We start from the raw sequence: 16,162 nt of genomic DNA, 5'->3' as shown, positions 1-16,162 counted from the left end.
CAAACTGTCTGACAAGATGGCAGTTTGCTGCAAACAATTTCTGCAGGCGCAGAGATTAAATAGCGTCCTTAATATTGCCTGACAGTTTTGTAGCAAGTGAAGATTCACCCAGCCCAAAAAAAATCCCGGCCGCCAGCGCAATGATGGCGTTACCCGGGATCAGCGCCGTTGAAACTTCCCCGAGTTTAATCTCAAAAAACCCTGCCAGAAGGCATAATGTAACAGCCGACGACAGTGTGCAGCAGTAAATCAGCCTCATTAGCAGACTGCGATGCTGGCTGATGTTCTCGTAGATTTCATCAAATACGATGCTTTTGGTTTTGATTGAAACAAACAGCCAGGAACCTATACAGGTCCCGATGAGCACGGCGGGTACGTTTTTCAGTTCAGCAGTATAAAAATACTGCGCTGCGCCAAGAATAATCATCAGTAGCAGGGCATACATACCGTATACCCCCATTATCCGGTTTCTGACTAAAATCCATGACGAACTCAGGATAGTCTTTTTCAGCTCACTGAGCGCTTGGCTTGCCGGAACAAAGTCAGCCTCCCGGCCTGAGAAACAGACCTTCGCAGCCTGAAATAACTGCTCGTAGACTTCTAGCCGCTTTTCATTATCCTTTTCAAACAGCGCATTAACGGTCTGAACAATACGCTCCACATCAAGGCGAAACGCCAGATATTCCTCAGGCACCTTCCCGTTGCCAACAGGGGAAAAGCCAATTCCCTTAGGATCGGAATCATTGGGATATCGCGAAACCACAAAATAACATTTTGGCTCACTCATCACACAGCACCTGCTTCTTGCAGATCGTGCATTCATCGGTTTCCTTGCGGGCAAGAAGAATCGAGGGCTCCATGGAGAAAACTGGCCGCGATTTCATGATTTCAATCTGAGCTAGGATTGTTGTCACATTTTCCCGATGCTGCGGCGCTGATTCCAGCAGGCCATTGAAGTAGGAGGTCAGAACCTCTAGATTTCTGTTTAACATTACTGGCCTGCCCTGATATTGAGATGCTGTGTCACGGTAATATCCTCAAACTCAATGCCATAAGCGCTGAGCTCCTGTCTGACCTCATTGAAAAGGTCATTCGTTCTGTTCTGTGTGTCTTCTATTGTGAGTAGTGCGGTAAAACTAACTTCCTCATCTGGAAACTCCCCTGGCGTCCTCTCGATTGAACTGATTTTCAGTCGCCACTGGTCAGAAGCACCGACGCCAGCCTTCGTTTTGGTTTCAAACGCGTATTTTTTGACCGGCCACCACTTCAGGCCGAAGTCAATCTGGCTTTTCTCATAGTTAACGTCTTTACCTAGGCGGACGTCCCAGACTGACTGGCAGTTTTTCCGGTACGCCCATTCATCTGTCTTAGTGTCCCGCTTAAACTGCTGAAGCACGGCGTCAATGTTGACACGACAATATTCTGCGCCGTAATTCTGATTAATAACGGGATCGTAGGCAATGGTCAGCGTAGCTTTACCGTGGCATTTCCCACCTTCCGTGGTCAGACTGCGGGGCCAGTTGAAATCAAACTCCAGTACTTCGCTGCGCTTAAGGCTTCCGCTCATCACCAGCGTAATACTGCTGTCGTCACTGTGAAGCATATCGCGGGAGGTCAGCGGCATGCCGAATCCGGCAAATCGCCTCGCTGAAGAGATATCCACGCTCTTATCCCTGAGTGGAAGCGTCAGGTCTGAGTGATGAACCAGCATAGCGGCAAGAGAATTGCGTGACAGCTTGCCTGCTGTCCTCTGGTCCAGACTGGCAAGGATTTTGGATACCAGGGGGGCGGAGAAGCTGGTTCCCGCCTCTTCCACGAGTTCTCCGCTGCCATCAATGGAAACCAGTCCGGTTCTACCCGTCTTCAGGGAGTACCCGCCATAGTGGATCACATCCGGTTTAACGCCCATTGCCACGCCGGGTCCGCGACGGGTATAGACCGTAGGTGCACCGTGAACGCTGATGTCACACCCTGGCGGATTTACCGCTCCCACGGTGATGGCGCTGACGGCCTCCGCTGGCTGAGAAAGCCTGTCTACGTCAGAGAAATGTAGCGCAGCCGGTCTTGAAGCCCAGGGACCTCTGAAATCAATTGGACGAAGGTTCCCGGAAGAAATGACAAAAAGCACATCGTATTTTTTGGAAATGCGGTCGATTTGCGTGGCGGCAAAGCTGTAGGAATCATCGCGGACAAACTCGCGGAAGTTGAGGCTGAAGTTAAAGATGCGAAACCCCTTCGCCACCGCATCACCAACCTCAATATCCAACCAGTCAAAGAAGTCACCCGGGTCTAAGAAATAGCTGGTGAACGTATTGGATTTGCCGCTGTGAACGGGGATCCAGATATCATAAAGCAGGCAACCGTCATCATCGACCTTAGGAAGCTCCGGATTCAGCATGCCCCCACAGACCAACAGGCTGGCCACCTGTGAGCCATGGTTGGGATCGCAGTCTTCAGTTTCAAAGCCATCGGATACTTCTACACACCACTGGGCCAGTTCTTTATGATGGATACCGCTGTCAATGACGCCCACTCGGGGATAATCTTCTCCCTCCGTTCGGGCGGGCATTGAGAAGTCCAGCGCCACCGGGGAGTGTGACGGGTTCGCCCGTGAAATTTTTGGCGGCAGGGAAATACGCTTCACCAGCGGGCTTGCGCTGAGAACAGAAAGCAGAAGCCGGTGCCTTTTCGAGGAATTATCAACATCAGAAGGTAAAAAATTCAGCTCCAGCCGCTTGTCAAAATCTACCTTAAAATCATGGCCTGAATCCGGCCTGAGAAGCTGGATCATGATGGTTTCAGATGATGTCGGATAACGGCTCATTTTTGTCGCATACACGCCGGCCCCCAGCGTTTTGAGCTGCTCCCTCAGAGACCTCTTCATCGCACTTATGGCATCGCTGGTGACGGTAAACAGCCTGGCGTCAACGGGTCTGAAATCAACCAGTTCAACCTGATAGCCGGCAAATCCCTCATCCTTATCGGCATGCCAGGCGGCGCTATCCTCCGCAGAAAAGGCTATTTTCTCTTCGCTGCCATAAAAACTGATGCGGTCAATAGCTCCCGTCTCGCTTTTGGCTTCACTGGGCTTATTAACGATCTTACCCTGCCTCTCGTCATACACCTTTTTGGTGTACTCTTCAGCACCGTCAATCTTGTTGTAAAGATGCACCAGATTTTTATCCGTCACCTGTATCAGCATTTCTCCTATTCCCAGCGCGCCTACCGCAGGTGCTTTACTTCCAGGAAAGAGAGAATCAACGGGACGGTGAGATTTTGCCAGCGCCTGTGGGTTTAGCTCAACTTTAACGAGACCAAGATCATGACCGGACCGGTTAAGCTGGCTTCTGACATTTCCCACTTCATCAAGGAGGTTTCTTTTGTGCTTTTTGAAGGCATCATCACGATCGGCGTAAAAATCAGTATTGTTACCCATCGCTCTGCGTTGCGGCGTATTTTTATACTGCTTAGAATTTAAAATAACCTGAACTGGATTATTTCTTTTCATATATTACCCCATCCTTAGCAATCAACCTCCTGATGACAGTCAGGATTCTTTTATATTTCTGGAAACTTTTGACTGAGTAACGTCAAAAACGAGAGCAATCTCTTTCTGCGTGAACTCATGCTTTTTATGCAACAGGCGCATTATTGCCGCGTCCTGATTATTTGATAATAACTGCATAAATTCGTTAACTTCACTGCCCGCATGAATAACTGCAAATGATTGAACAGTCTCAATAAAGGTCTGTTCGGTGTTACCAATAGCGGCCATTCTCTTGAAATTATTTAACATTAACTGAATATCTGAACCGTTAAATCCGTCTGTCAGAACGGTAAGGAATTTTATCTCTTCCGCCGTAAAGCTCAAGGGATGAATGTATTTTTCAATAATCTTCAACCTCGCTGCATAATTTGGCTTAGGTATCAATATACGCATCTCAAATCTTCGCCAGACTGCTGGATCCAGTAATACTTCATGGTTGGTAATTGCCAGCGTCATACCACTTTTCGATCTGGCATCAATACACTGCAGTAATGTGTTGACGATACGCTTGATTTCTCCAACCTCATGTTTGTCATTGCGGGCTTTAGCCACAGCATCAAACTCGTCCAGTAGCAGCAGGCAGTCATACTGAGCTGCAAAATCAAACAGGTTATTGATATTTCTTGCACTGGTACCCAGTAGCGACGAAACAAGCCCGTCCAGCTTGGCCAGTACGATCGGTAACCCGAGCATCCTGGCGATATAAAAGGAAAGCATTGTTTTACCCGTCCCCGGCAGTCCGAAAAGCAGGCAGCTCAGCGAGGGCATCACACCGAAGCGGGCCAGTTTATCCAGGTTATTCCACTGTTCGATTAGCTGACTGACCGCGGAAGCCAGTTCCTCGGGCATAACCGGCAGCTCGGCAGTGGCAAGCTCTTCCGGAAAAATGATGTGTGCAAGGGGAGACCCACTTTCTTTATCCACAGGCACTTTAACGCTTTCCCTGAGCTCCTGCTTTCTGAGAAATGAGACACGGGAGAGCTCAACCCTGGCTGGCTCCAGCGTTTTGAGCGTACTGGCTTTGTTAATCAGTCCTCTGAGCAGCTTTGCTTCTGCAACCTGCTGATCGTTTCTGAGGGCATCATAAAGGCGCTCCATCTGCTGCAAAGCACCTGCGGAGGCCCCATCCTTGATAATCTGCCGGCATAAAGCCGCTACGATTTTAAAGTTCTCCACATAACACCTGTTTATTTATCCAGTTAAATGATTTTTAGATTATAGAGAGCCCTTCTGCTGCATGCAACTGCCACAGAGAAAACTCGCATAAAAATCATAAAATTTGAATTCCAATTAGAAAAAATGCATCAAAACAGCTTAAATCGGATTCTTTACTGAAAAATATGAATATTTTATAAATCCATCAGGATTTGTTCGTATTTCCCGTAAAGAAATGAAAAGCAATCCTCGCTCATTCAGGCTATGAAGACTTTTACTGTGCGATCAAGACGAATACACAGTGCCAGATGAAGGGGGAGGGAAGAACCGAGACAGGAAATCTCAACAGCATCCCGACAATAAGCACGCATATCAAGGTCCCGGGTTGCCCTGAAGCGCAGACGCTTCTGCGCTCAGTGTGCAATCAGCAACAATGACAAAGGTGAAACGCCCTCAGCTCTTATCCCTGCCCTTAGTTATCTGACGAACTTTTTCCCAGTGATACCGGCACAACAACAACCCACAGCCAGCAAAGTTAATCAGGCTGACAAGACATATCTTAAGACTGAGATGTTCCGTCCATTTGGTGGCTGACTTGCCCCCAGTATTAGATACAAGGCGCAGTTAGCAATGTCGGATCCTTCACTCTCAGAATTACCCTTTCTCCAGCTCGCTGCAAATTCAGACGGCGTCTGATAATTCAGCGTGGAGTGCGGGCGACATTCGTTATAATCCTGACGCCATTCGCTGATGGTTTTCCTGGCATGATTGACGTCGCTGAACCAGTGTTCATTCAGGCATTCATCGCGAAAGCGTCCGTTAAAACTCTCAATAAATCCGTTCTGTGTCGGCTTGCCGGGCTGGATAAGTCGCAGCTCCACTCCATGCTCAAAGGCCCACTGATCGAGCGCGCGGCAGGTAAACTCCGGGCCCTGATCGGTTCTTATAGTAGCCGGATAGCCGCGAAACATCGCAATGCTGTCCAGAATACGCGTGACCTGCACGCCTGAAATCCCGAAGGCAACAGTGACCGTCAGGCATTCCTTTGTGAAGTCATCGACGCAGGTAAGGCACTTGATCCTGCGACCGGTAGCCAGCGCATCCATGACGAAATCCATCGACCAGGTCATGTTGGGCGCCGCCGGGCGGAGCAGCGGCAGACGTTCTGTTGCAAGCCCTTTACGTCGACGTCTGCGTTTAACGCCCAGCCCGTTCAGATGATAAAAGCGGTACACGCGCTTGTGATAAACCAGAAGCCCTTCACGACGCAGTAACTGCCATATGCGGCGGTAGCCAAAACGCCTGCGCTCCAGTGCCAGTTCAGTAATGCGCCCTGATAAATGGGCATCAGCCGCCGGACGCTGAGCGTCATAGCGCCAGGTCGACAGGGACAAACCTGTGAGTCTGCAGGCACGACGTTGCGACAGACCGGTCGCATCACACATCAACACCACGACTTCGCGCTTCTGGTCTGTCGTCAGTACTTTCGCCCAGGAGCCACCTGAAGCGCCTCCTAATCCAGCATGGCCTCGGCGAGCAGCTTCCTGAGTCTGGAGTTCTCTTCCTCAAGCGACTTCAGGCGCTTAACCTAAGGCACCTCCATGCCGCCATACTTCTTACGCCAGGTATAAAACGTGGCGTCGGAAATGGCGTGCTTACGGCAGAGCTCACGGGCAGAAACTCCGGCTTCAGCCTCGCGGAGACTACTGATGATCTGTTCGTCGGAAAAACGCGTCTTCATGGGGATGTCCTCATGTGGCTTATGAAGACATTTCTAACATCGCGGTGTATTAATCAACGGGGGAGCAGGTCAATTGTACCAAGTGACTAAATTTTGTTATAAAAAGCCAACAATCAAACAAAAGACACTAATTAATTATGAATAAATTGGATATAGAAAAAATGCTATTAGAAGAGGGGTTTACCCTAAATGAAGTCTCTGTGATACGTCATCATGCTGAGAAAGAAGGTTATCCTTATCCCTGGCTCCTTTCACAGTTAAAGAAAAGATTCATAGTTGCAATGATATTAATAGCAATCCTTCTGGCAGGACTCATTTATACCATTAGCAGTGGTACACAAGAAAACATTGTATCTTATTCGATAACGCTGTTAGCAGGCTTCACAATTCTGTATACTTTTATTCCTTTGAAGCCTGCATACAAAGCATTTAAATTTTTGAGAAAACACTCTCATATTTTATAAAGTCGCTAATGAATATTTTCATTTATTTAATCGAAGAATCGCACTACCTCTTCCCCCTACAGCAATACATTCACCACTAAAGACATCTATATAATATTTAATTGGATTTGGCATGTTTTCCATCATCCATGGAAGATCTTCAGAAAATTTCAAATCTGAGGTTGAAATAACCCAAACAGATTTACCATCAAAAGACGATCTAACAGCCTCATGAAAACGTTCGTCCCAACCATGACCTGTTACCCTTGCATATTCTTTGGCAATTTCAACAGCTTTATTTTCCGATATCATTGCTGAACTCCATACCAAACATTATACATTAACCCTCCAACCACTACTGGCCCCAAAAGAATACCTGCGGTTTCATGCCGCAATAATGTATATGTAATTTCGTAAGTATTTCCAAGAGGGAATTTGAAGCCTTCAATGATATATCCTCTACTCATCCCTCTGGCTCTTAATAAGCCAATAGTTTCAGCAAAGGACTCTTCCAGATATCGTAATATATATGATTTATTATATGCGCTTTGTCTCATGAAAACCCTAAGTTCTCTTAATAAATAGAACTTAGGCGCAATTGCCATGTGTACCTGTTCATGATAAAGAGTTGAAAGCATCTGCAAATAGGCGTCATCTTTCGACATTGCACCAGGATAGTAGTTGCGTCCTACTTCTACGTCCCCCCAGGGTTTTGTGCGTCCCTGAACGACGTCACTATGCTTTGTGATTTTTATCTTAGGAGTATAACGCCAACCTCCATTGCGAGGCAGGTTCATTTTCCTTCCAATATCGCTGCTGTATCTAGGCATTTTTACTCCCCTGAAAGGAGTTTTAAATGTATCACCAGGCTTCTTCTTTAAAAGAAGTGCGAGGACAGTATTAACGCCTAACAGAGTGATCGCGTCTGCTAAATCCTTAGCAGCAACGTCAAGATCTCCTTCGCTACGAGCTGCGTTAGTCTTCGTTGCAAAATCAAACAACTTCTTAGCCGCTTCAAGCGCTACGCCCCCTACTGCTACCCAACCTACAATGAGAAGCACTAAATCAGCGATTTCACCAATCCCAAAAAAGTGCGCACCAGCCCAAACCACGATTACCCCCGCCATAGTTGCTAATGCTGAGGGGGTGACCATAGCAAGAAGCTGTTGACCTACGTCAGATGGTAAGAGCACTGCCGCTTTCGAGATGACTAGTTGTAGCCTTGACTGTATATCGCTAGGGATAACTTCCATTCTCTATCCTCAGTTATATGTTAAGCTGCCTGCAGAATAACTCTTGAATACTGCATTATCCAGTAGTTTTGCTTATCATGTTTGTTTGCTCTGAACGAAGAAGATATGTCCACTTATCATTTAGCTTTTTTAAAAATTCATTAAAAACTGACAGCATTAAAATTATGATTTAAATCAAAAGCCCAATCTAACTCTGAATAATAAAAATATAAAAAATCGAGAGTGATAAGAAAAAGAGCAGCTTCCCGCTTTCAATCCCGTTATCATAAATCTATGTAAATGAAATCTTAAAGCTGACAGAACACGATGCAACAACATGGGCTCAGGAGGAAAGATTTGTCCGTTATCTTGAGCGTTATAGAACTGGTCTTCTTAACAATCAGCAATTGCAGGATAAGTAATTAATCTAATACCTCAACGACCTGAAAAGATAAGTAGCTTGATGAAGATGATGTCTCTGACAGGCGCTGGTTGAACAGAAAAGAAGTCTGTGGTATCGCAGAACTTGCAAGACAAAGGCTGGTGGCAGGTCAGAGCCGCTCCATAGTACATGAATGGTCTACAGTGGGGCTGGCAGGGATCCCAGGTTATTCAAGTTATGTAGGCAATGCAGCGAAAGCGGCAAAGTTCTTGAAATCAGGTGGTTACAAAGGAATGGGGTTTGCCTTTGCTGGAACCACCAATGACGTAGTCAATGCCTGCGTTAAAGGACGTGAGAACGAATGTAAAAGAACCGCATTCAAAGAGTATGGTAAGTTTGGGGCTTCGACCTTAACGGGTGTGGGAGCTGGTGCAGCCGGTTCTTTCGCAGGCGTAGGTGTATGCGCAGCAATAGGGATCGCCACGGCAGGAACCGGCGCGGTAGTCTGCGCAGCTGTTGGCTCAATAGCTGCGGGCTATGTAGGTGCTAAAGCGAGTGACTCTGTAATGGATACTATCTATGAATACATGGGAATTTGAAGAATGAAGTCGGCCATAATGGTTTTAATCATGCTTCCGTTGGTTTGCTTAGTGGTAAGCGTTTTTTTGTATCTAATGAACAGGTCTCGCTACAAGGAATTGATCTCAGACTTCCAACAACAGCATACACTGCCCGCCCCTTACTTGTTGCACTGCAATATAGGATATATAGGTTCACCTCTAATGACCTATTTTTTTATGCGATTAAAAAAAATAAAAAAATTTTCTTTTTAAACAGGAACGACAATGCTTATAACTTTGCACATGAAGGTCAAAATCTAAAAAAAATAAACAATTTAAAACCATTATATTATACATTTTTATTAGGGTTTTTCTGTTGCTTTTCACTTTCCATTATTGCAATACTGATCAAAGCTCAAATAATTTGATCATGTTAATAAAACATTCAGATAGATAATTTTCCATACCATATTTTATGGTTCACCTTAAAATTAGATTGTATAGTGAATTATGTCTCTGGATTAAAACCGGATGGGCATACGCTTTTAAAGCATATTGGAAAATCACCCCAGGAACTTCATGAAAGAATTATCCAATCCAATGGGGTATTGGATCTATCTGGTTCGTTCTCGTCGCTGGAGATTGCCGAAGCAGCCATATCAAAGGCACTTCATAATAATCGGGAGTGGATAAAACTATGGGCTGCAAGTAAACCACGACATAACATGACGATAAGTTACGATGTGGGTAAAACCGTTGGTTATGTTGTTCAGAAAGGGAACAACACTGCCTATAAAGCAACTAAAATCAGAGTTGCGCTGAAGTATCAGACTTACAATAACAAACCTTATTATATAATTACTTCTTTTCCAGATAAGTGAGTTGATCATGAGCCGTGCACCTCTTGCCCCAAACTTAGATTTATGCATTGTGGGAACACTTAATCAGGACTTCGACGTTATCACTGGCGCTGATACGATGGATGGTGCCATTGATGTAGTCGTTGACGAAGCTTCTCCAGAAGAAAGATGTAATTTACGTAAAGAACTTACTGACTTTCTTAAGCTGTCAGAAGAAGAGATAAAGGAAGAGTTTTCTCAGCGATGGCAAGATATTTCACCTGATTACGCCAGCAGTTTTTTGCTCTATTTCCTTGAAAGCATCAAAAGATACGATGAAAGATGATGCCTGCAGATTGGCAATGAATACTCATCCGGTTCTTTTGAACAGCTGTCTGTGCATGACGAACATATCCGCTTCAATTTCATCGGCCATTCTGTATGGGTGATAAAAGTGAATGACAGCCCAAAGCTCCGTCTTCCTTTTGTTTCGGATCCGCGTGGAGTCAAGCGTGCCTCGGGTCTCAAAACATACCTTTCGATTGATGCAAAGCCCTGCCCCTCTATCTGACTGAACGCCTTGATGGATGAGATAGGTATACGCCTGTTCATACCCATAATCTCTGTATCAGACGTTTCGCTGGCAATAAATTACGCGCTGGCACTTTTCCAATCTGAAAGACCAGCCCTTCTCATACTCCCTTCCGCCTCCCCACTCCCCCTTTACAGCCCCAACCCAAACACGAAATAATACCCCTCTACGCCGGGCCACAATGCCCTGCCAACGCTTAAACCCAAACTCTACTCTGCGGACCCCCTATGAATAACGAAATCTCTCTCAAATACTATGATGTCGCAGATGAGTATGCGACGGAGTCTGCTAAGCCGGTGAGCGATGCTGAACGTACCCCCCTGGCGCATTATTTCCAGCTGCTGATCACCCGTCTGATGAACAACGAAGAGATCAGTGAAGAGTCGCAGCAAGATATGGCGCGTGAAGCGGGTATCGATGAGCAGCGTATTGATGAAATTGCCGAGTTCCTGAACCGCTGGGGCAACGAGTAACAGACACTCACCGGCAGACGAGCTTTGCGCAGGTTGCCGGTAATCTGCCTGACTCAACAACCTGATTCGACACAGCGCCGGTATCCCCGCAACAACGCCCAATGCTGACAGCCACGTGTCTCACGTGGCTGATGTCCGTTCCCTGCCCTACCGACCCATCACTTCGTTTTTATCTGCCGCTACACACACTCCATCACACTCGCCTTCATCCGCCACAAAGCACCCTTCCGCAGCTCACCCTCTGGCGCACCTGAAAATTATCATCCAGACTTATATAGTCTGCGCAGGCATTGTGTTTTACACTGCGCGCTGTAAAAAACTGAGTAGATTAAGCAGGCAAAAATGGCGATGAACGGAACGATCACAACCTGGTTTGAAGATAAAGGTTTTGGCTTTATCAAAGATGAAAACGGTGATAACCGCTATTTTCATGTGATTAAGGTCGCCAATCCTGATCTGATCAAGAAAGATGCGGCGGTGACGTTTGAACCCACCACCAACAACAAGGGCTTATCCGCCTATGCGGTGAAGGTCGCGCCGACAAGCAAATACATCTATATCGCAGGCGAGCGGCTCAAGATCACCTCGATTAAGTCTTATCTGGTCTACAACGAAGAAGTCCCGGTCGATGCCGGTGTCGATAAAGAGAACGCGGTGTTGTCAGTGGGACTGCTGCTGAATAATATCCGGCCGAAAACTGACCCGAACGCCAATGAGATGCGCTCGCTGAAAAAGCTGGCGGTCACCACCTTCCAGGGTACGACACTGATCTTCTCTGAAGATGAGATCGACATTGAAAGCACGGTTAAAGTGCTTAAAGGCCTGAAGTAATCCCGAATGCGGGCCGAAATTCTGTTGGCAGGATTTCGGCCTTCAGCCTCCTGCCGGCCTGCTATTCAGGCACATTTCTCTGACACGAAATCCCCGCCCACAGGGCTGATACATGACAAAGCGTTCCTCTGGCGGATAAAACCGTCCTGCTCTCCCCTCTAATCCATTGTTTATGATAAAACAAAGGTCAAAAGCGCAGCTCATCAAGGTTCATCCCCACAAAGCGACTTTCCAGGGTAGAATTAGAAACTTTGTTCAGTCATTGCCAATGTTTTCCATCATCGCAAAGTGATACGAAAAGCGGGTGAAATAAGGTATAAAGCCGCATGAAAATCCCAAACAGAATCCAGCCCCTGGTCGATGACGGCCTGATTGACGATGTCCTGCAGCGGCTGAAAAGCGGCAAAGAAGCAGACGTCTATACCGTGCTATGCGGCGGCAAGGTGCAGTGCGCCAAAGTCTATAAAGAAGCGACCCAGCGTAGCTTCAAGCAGGCCGTGCAGTATCAGGAAGGTCGTAAAACCCGTAACAGCCGTAACGCCCGCGCCATGCAGAAAGGCACAAAGTTCGGCCGTAAGCAGCAGGAAGAGTCCTGGCAGACCGCCGAAGTAGATGCCCTGTTCCGCCTGGCGAACGCCGGTGTTCGCGTGCCACAGCCTTATCTCTGCATCGACGGTGTGTTATTGATGGAGCTGGTGACCGATGCCAATGGCTCGGTCGCGCCACGTCTCAGCGATGTCTCTCTGTCTGAAGAGCAGGCGGTCACGGATTTCCACACCATGATCCGCAACATCGTTCGTATGCTCTGTGCCGGTATCGTTCACGGTGACTTATCCGAGTTCAACGTACTGCTGGATGACCAGGGCCCGGTGATTATCGACCTGCCACAGGCGGTCGATGCGGCGGCCAATAACCATGCCGAGTCGATGTTTGAACGTGACGTAGACAATATCACCTCTTACTACGGTCAGTTCGCTCCGCAGCTGCTGAAGACGCGCTACGCCAAAGAGATCTGGCTGCTCTATGAAGATGGCAAGCTCACCCCGGAAACGCCGCTTACCGGGAAGTTTGTGGAAGAGGAGCGCGTAGTCGATATGGATTCTCTGATGGATGAGATCATCACCGCAGAAGATGAATATTACGAGCGCCAGCGCGCCAGCCGTGAGCGCGACGAAGAGTAAATGCATCAATAAAAAAAGGCAGCGAGTCCCCTCGCTGCCTCTCACTTACCGCACGATCACAACGCCATCACCGCACGATGACCGTCAGCGCAATCAGAGTTAAGCCGATGATCATCACGCCGACAAATACCGTATCGAGCCTGCTTTTTTTCATCTTCTCCTCCCTAGAACCACTGACCAAAGCGGCGGATGTAGAAACGCTTCATGCCCTGTGCCACCAGGCAGTAGCTGAACAGCGTCAGCACCAGCCACGGGAAATATTGCCATGGCAGTGGCACCAGACCGACCATCGCACCCAGCGGGGAGAACGGGATCAGGATGCCCAGCGCCATCACCGCCAGCGTCGTCAGCATCACCGGTAAGGTGGCGCGGCTCTGAATAAACGGAATCTTCCGGGTACGCAGCATATGCACTACCAGCGTCTGTGACAGCAGCCCCTCAATAAACCAGCCGGACTGGAACAGCGACTGCACGCCTGCATGGTTAGCGCCGAAAACAAACCACATCAGCGCAAAGGTGGTGACGTCAAAAATTGACGAGGTCGGACCCATCCACAGCATGAAACGCTTGATGTTGCCGGCATCCCATTTACGCGGCTTATTCAGAAACTCACGGTCAACCTTGTCCCACGGCAGCGCCAGCTGGGAAACGTCATACATCAGGTTCTGAATCAGCAGATGAATCGACAGCATCGGCAGAAACGGAATAAAGGCACTGGCCACCAGCAGCGAGAAAACGTTGCCGAAGTTGGAGCTGGCGGTCATGTTGAGATACTTGATGATGTTGCCAAAGGTCTCGCGTCCTTTGAGTACACCCTCATTCAGCACCTGTAAATCCTTCTCCAGCAGGATGATGTCCGATGAGGCTTTCGCCACATCCGCCGCGCTGTCCACGGAAATCCCGGTGTCAGCTGCCCGCAGCGCAGGCGCGTCGTTAATGCCATCGCCCAGGAACCCGACGGTGTGACCGTTCTGCTGCATCAGCCGCACCAGACGGGATTTCTGCAGCGGGGTCAGCTGAGCAAACAGGGTGCAGCGTTCAGCTTCCTGCGCCAGCTCATCATCGTTCATCGCCTCAATCTGATCGCCGGTCAGCATCGCCGGATCGGTCAGCCCGACATCGGCACAGACCCGCAGCGTCACCAGCGGATTGTCACCGGTCAGCACTTTCACCGTCACACCGCTGTCACGCAGGGCTTTAATCGCCTTACCCGCGCTGGCTTTAGGCGGATCGCGGAAGGTCAGCATTCCCTGAATAATCAGATCGCGCTCATCACTGTCGCTGAGCGGCGCGTGCAGCTCGCCATCACGGGTTGCCACCAGCAGCACGCGATAGCCCTGCTGATGATAGTGTTCAGTCTGCGCCAGCAGCGCCGCGCGCTGTGCTGCATCCAGTGCGACCACCGTGTCGCCCTGCCGCACGGCAATACTCACTGCCAGCATCTCTTCCACTGCGCCTTTGCAGATCAGTTGTGAACGATGCTGAGTCAGATCTTCCACCAGCACTGACACCCGACGGCGGGTAAAATCAAACGGCAGCTCATCGATCAGCTGGAACTGGCTGCGCTGAGACTGTGAAATGACCTTGTCGCCCGCGCAGAGTAAGGCGCGATCCATCAGGTTTTTCGCGCCACTCTGGCTGCCGCTGTTGAGCCATGCCAGCAGCAGCACCTGTGCATCTTCGTTGCCCCGCGCGTCCAGATGATGCGCCAGCAGGATGGTGTCCTGGGTCAGCGTGCCGGTTTTGTCGGTGCAGAGCACATCCATCGCGCCGAGGTTCTGAATGGCGTTGAGCTTTTTAACGATCACTTTACGACGTGACATCGCAATCGCGCCCTTAGCCAGGTTGGCGCTGACAATCATCGGCAGCATTTCCGGGGTCAGTCCGACCGCGACGGCCAGTGCAAACAGTGTGGCATCCATCCAGTCGCCTTTGGTAAAGCCGTTAATCAGCAGCACCACCGGGACCATCACCAGCATAAAGCGGATCAGCAGCTTGCTGACGCTGTTCACCCCGCGGTCAAACGCGGTCTGCGGACGGCTTCCGGTCAGCGATGAGGCCAGGGAGCCGAACCAGGTTTCGCCACCCGTCGCTACCACGACTGCGCTGGCTGTGCCGCTGGCCACGCTGGTGCCCATCAGGCAGATATTCGGTGATGCCAGCCGCTCCTGGGCGGTCTGACCTTCGGCATCGATACCCGCATCGCTGCTCTGTTTCTCAACCGGCAGCGACTCGCCGGTCAGTACTGCTTCACTGATAAACAGATTACGTGAACTCAGCAGACGGACATCGGCAGGCACCTGATCGCCGGTGCTGAGCAGAATGATATCGCCCGGCACCAGTTCACTCATATCCACATCCTGACGCTGCGCGGTTTCGCTGCCTGGCTCACGGCGCAACACGGTGACCTGGCTGCGCACCAGTGACTTCAGTGCCTGCGCCGCACGGTTAGTGCGAAACTCCTGCCAGAAGCGCAGCAGCCCGCTCAGCATCACCATGGTGAAGATGATGATCACGCCGGAGAGATCGGTCTCCTGACCGGCGCGCAGCGGCAGAATATAGTCGGTAAACAGGCTCACCAGCGCCAGGACCAGTAATACGTAGATAAACGGGTTATTAAACGCCATCAGCAGCTGAATCAGCGCAGGTGGCGCTTTCTCATGCGCCACTTCATTACGGCCATACAAAGCCAGTCGTTTCGCCGCCTCAGCCTGGGTCAGGCCCTGACGCTGACTACGCAGGTTCGCCAGCGTCATATCAATGTGCTGGTCTGCCTGCTGCGCCACAGCAAACATTTTTTTACTTTTTTTATCATTACGGTTGCCGGATGAAGTGATCGCAACCTGTTCCAGTTTCATGTCGCTCATTTCGACATCTCCCTGATTTAAAGCAATAGTTGTCCTGCACGGGAAATAACGTGCATGGATAAAACCTGGCGTGGCCGGGTTATTTAATGGGATGACTTTCATAAACAGTCAGGTTATTCCGCCGGCGCGCTAAATAATGACGCGCACAGGGTTACCTGACGCCGGTTATACGCGGCGTTTTAAAAGTCTGATATCAGCGATTGGGCGCAGCCTGGGCTACGCCAGACGGGGCGGAGGAAAAAGAGCGAATATAAACAGCAGCATAACGCGCACTCCTGGTGATAGCAGGATTAAAAACAAGGAGCGCGATCGTTAATTA

The 16,162-nt window shown here is 49.1% G+C and carries 15 protein-coding genes and 2 pseudogenes; 8 read left to right on the top strand and 9 right to left on the bottom strand.

Annotation, left to right across the window (positions count from 1 at the left end; translation table 11 throughout):
* Positions 1-55 precede the first annotated feature (55 nt).
* From ACVKSX_RS21125 to ACVKSX_RS21105, 5 genes and pseudogenes are all read right to left on the bottom strand, one after another.
* Complete coding sequence (locus ACVKSX_RS21125; protein ID WP_354439549.1) at positions 56-787, bottom strand: hypothetical protein; 732 nt, start codon at positions 785-787, stop codon at positions 56-58.
* Positions 780-992 (bottom strand): hypothetical protein, encoded by a 213-nt coding sequence (locus ACVKSX_RS21120; RefSeq protein ID WP_047348133.1) that lies wholly within the window; start codon positions 990-992, stop codon positions 780-782. The genes ACVKSX_RS21125 and ACVKSX_RS21120 overlap by 8 nt, the downstream gene beginning before the upstream one ends.
* Complete coding sequence (locus ACVKSX_RS21115; protein WP_354439551.1) at positions 992-3,508, bottom strand: S8 family peptidase; 2,517 nt, start codon at positions 3,506-3,508, stop codon at positions 992-994. Before ACVKSX_RS21115 ends, ACVKSX_RS21120 begins: the two co-directional genes overlap by 1 nt.
* A gap of 39 nt (positions 3,509-3,547) precedes the next feature.
* Positions 3,548-4,723, bottom strand: coding sequence for an AAA family ATPase (locus ACVKSX_RS21110; RefSeq protein WP_208443356.1), 1,176 nt, complete (start codon positions 4,721-4,723; stop codon positions 3,548-3,550).
* A 602-nt stretch (positions 4,724-5,325) separates the two neighbouring features.
* Positions 5,326-6,443, bottom strand: a pseudogene (locus tag ACVKSX_RS21105) (IS3 family transposase); the annotation flags it as partial.
* 137 nt (positions 6,444-6,580) lie between these two features.
* Here ACVKSX_RS21105 and ACVKSX_RS21100 point away from each other — a divergent pair.
* Positions 6,581-6,907 carry a hypothetical protein gene (locus ACVKSX_RS21100; protein ID WP_191921488.1) on the top strand — a complete coding sequence of 109 codons (327 nt, stop codon included), beginning with the start codon at positions 6,581-6,583 and terminating at the stop codon, positions 6,905-6,907.
* Positions 6,908-6,925: 18 nt separating this feature from the next.
* On the opposite strand, the gene ACVKSX_RS21095 is transcribed toward ACVKSX_RS21100, so the two are convergent.
* Both ACVKSX_RS21095 and ACVKSX_RS21090 read right to left on the bottom strand, forming a co-directional pair.
* Positions 6,926-7,198 (bottom strand): hypothetical protein, encoded by a 273-nt coding sequence (locus ACVKSX_RS21095; RefSeq protein WP_128088276.1) that lies wholly within the window; start codon positions 7,196-7,198, stop codon positions 6,926-6,928.
* Entirely contained in the window at positions 7,195-8,139 is a 945-nt protein-coding gene (locus tag ACVKSX_RS21090; RefSeq protein ID WP_089415023.1) for a hypothetical protein, read from the bottom strand. Before ACVKSX_RS21090 ends, ACVKSX_RS21095 begins: the two co-directional genes overlap by 4 nt.
* A gap of 534 nt (positions 8,140-8,673) precedes the next feature.
* On the opposite strand from ACVKSX_RS21090, the pseudogene ACVKSX_RS21085 reads away from it, so the two are divergent.
* From ACVKSX_RS21085 to ACVKSX_RS21055, 7 genes and pseudogenes are all read left to right on the top strand, one after another.
* Positions 8,674-9,099: pseudogene (locus ACVKSX_RS21085) on the top strand (hypothetical protein); the annotation flags it as partial.
* Positions 9,096-9,488 carry a hypothetical protein gene (locus ACVKSX_RS21080; protein ID WP_354439554.1) on the top strand — a complete coding sequence of 131 codons (393 nt, stop codon included), beginning with the start codon at positions 9,096-9,098 and terminating at the stop codon, positions 9,486-9,488. The pseudogene ACVKSX_RS21085 and the gene ACVKSX_RS21080, both read left to right, overlap by 4 nt.
* A 75-nt stretch (positions 9,489-9,563) precedes the next feature.
* Positions 9,564-9,941 carry an RNase A-like domain-containing protein gene (locus ACVKSX_RS21075; RefSeq protein ID WP_354439555.1) on the top strand — a complete coding sequence of 126 codons (378 nt, stop codon included), beginning with the start codon at positions 9,564-9,566 and terminating at the stop codon, positions 9,939-9,941.
* 7 nt (positions 9,942-9,948) lie between these two features.
* A complete protein-coding gene (locus ACVKSX_RS21070) occupies positions 9,949-10,245 on the top strand; it encodes a contact-dependent growth inhibition system immunity protein (protein ID WP_167423529.1) in 297 nt (98 codons plus the stop codon).
* A 473-nt stretch (positions 10,246-10,718) separates the two neighbouring features.
* Entirely contained in the window at positions 10,719-10,964 is a 246-nt protein-coding gene (locus ACVKSX_RS21065; protein WP_320503798.1) for a YmjA family protein, read from the top strand.
* Between the two features lie 342 nt (positions 10,965-11,306).
* Entirely contained in the window at positions 11,307-11,795 is a 489-nt protein-coding gene (locus ACVKSX_RS21060; RefSeq protein WP_010257735.1) for a cold-shock protein, read from the top strand.
* Positions 11,796-12,121: 326 nt separating this feature from the next.
* Positions 12,122-12,976 (top strand): PA4780 family RIO1-like protein kinase, encoded by an 855-nt coding sequence (locus ACVKSX_RS21055; protein ID WP_010257738.1) that lies wholly within the window; start codon positions 12,122-12,124, stop codon positions 12,974-12,976.
* A gap of 67 nt (positions 12,977-13,043) precedes the next feature.
* On the opposite strand, the gene mgtU is transcribed toward ACVKSX_RS21055, so the two are convergent.
* The gene (mgtU, locus tag ACVKSX_RS21050; protein WP_354439566.1) at positions 13,044-13,130 is read right to left on the bottom strand and encodes a magnesium transporter protection protein MgtU; all 87 of its coding nucleotides are present in this window, start codon (positions 13,128-13,130) and stop codon (positions 13,044-13,046) included.
* A gap of 10 nt (positions 13,131-13,140) precedes the next feature.
* Positions 13,141-15,843, bottom strand: a complete 2,703-nt coding sequence (gene mgtA, locus ACVKSX_RS21045) for a magnesium-translocating P-type ATPase (RefSeq protein ID WP_039391420.1) — start codon at positions 15,841-15,843, stop codon at positions 13,141-13,143.
* Between the last annotated feature and the right edge of the window lie 319 nt (positions 15,844-16,162).

Source organism: Pantoea sp. PvP021 (assembly GCF_054056055.1).
The sequence above is the reverse complement of the archived record's forward strand: the minus strand, read 5'-3'. Positions and strand labels throughout refer to the sequence as shown.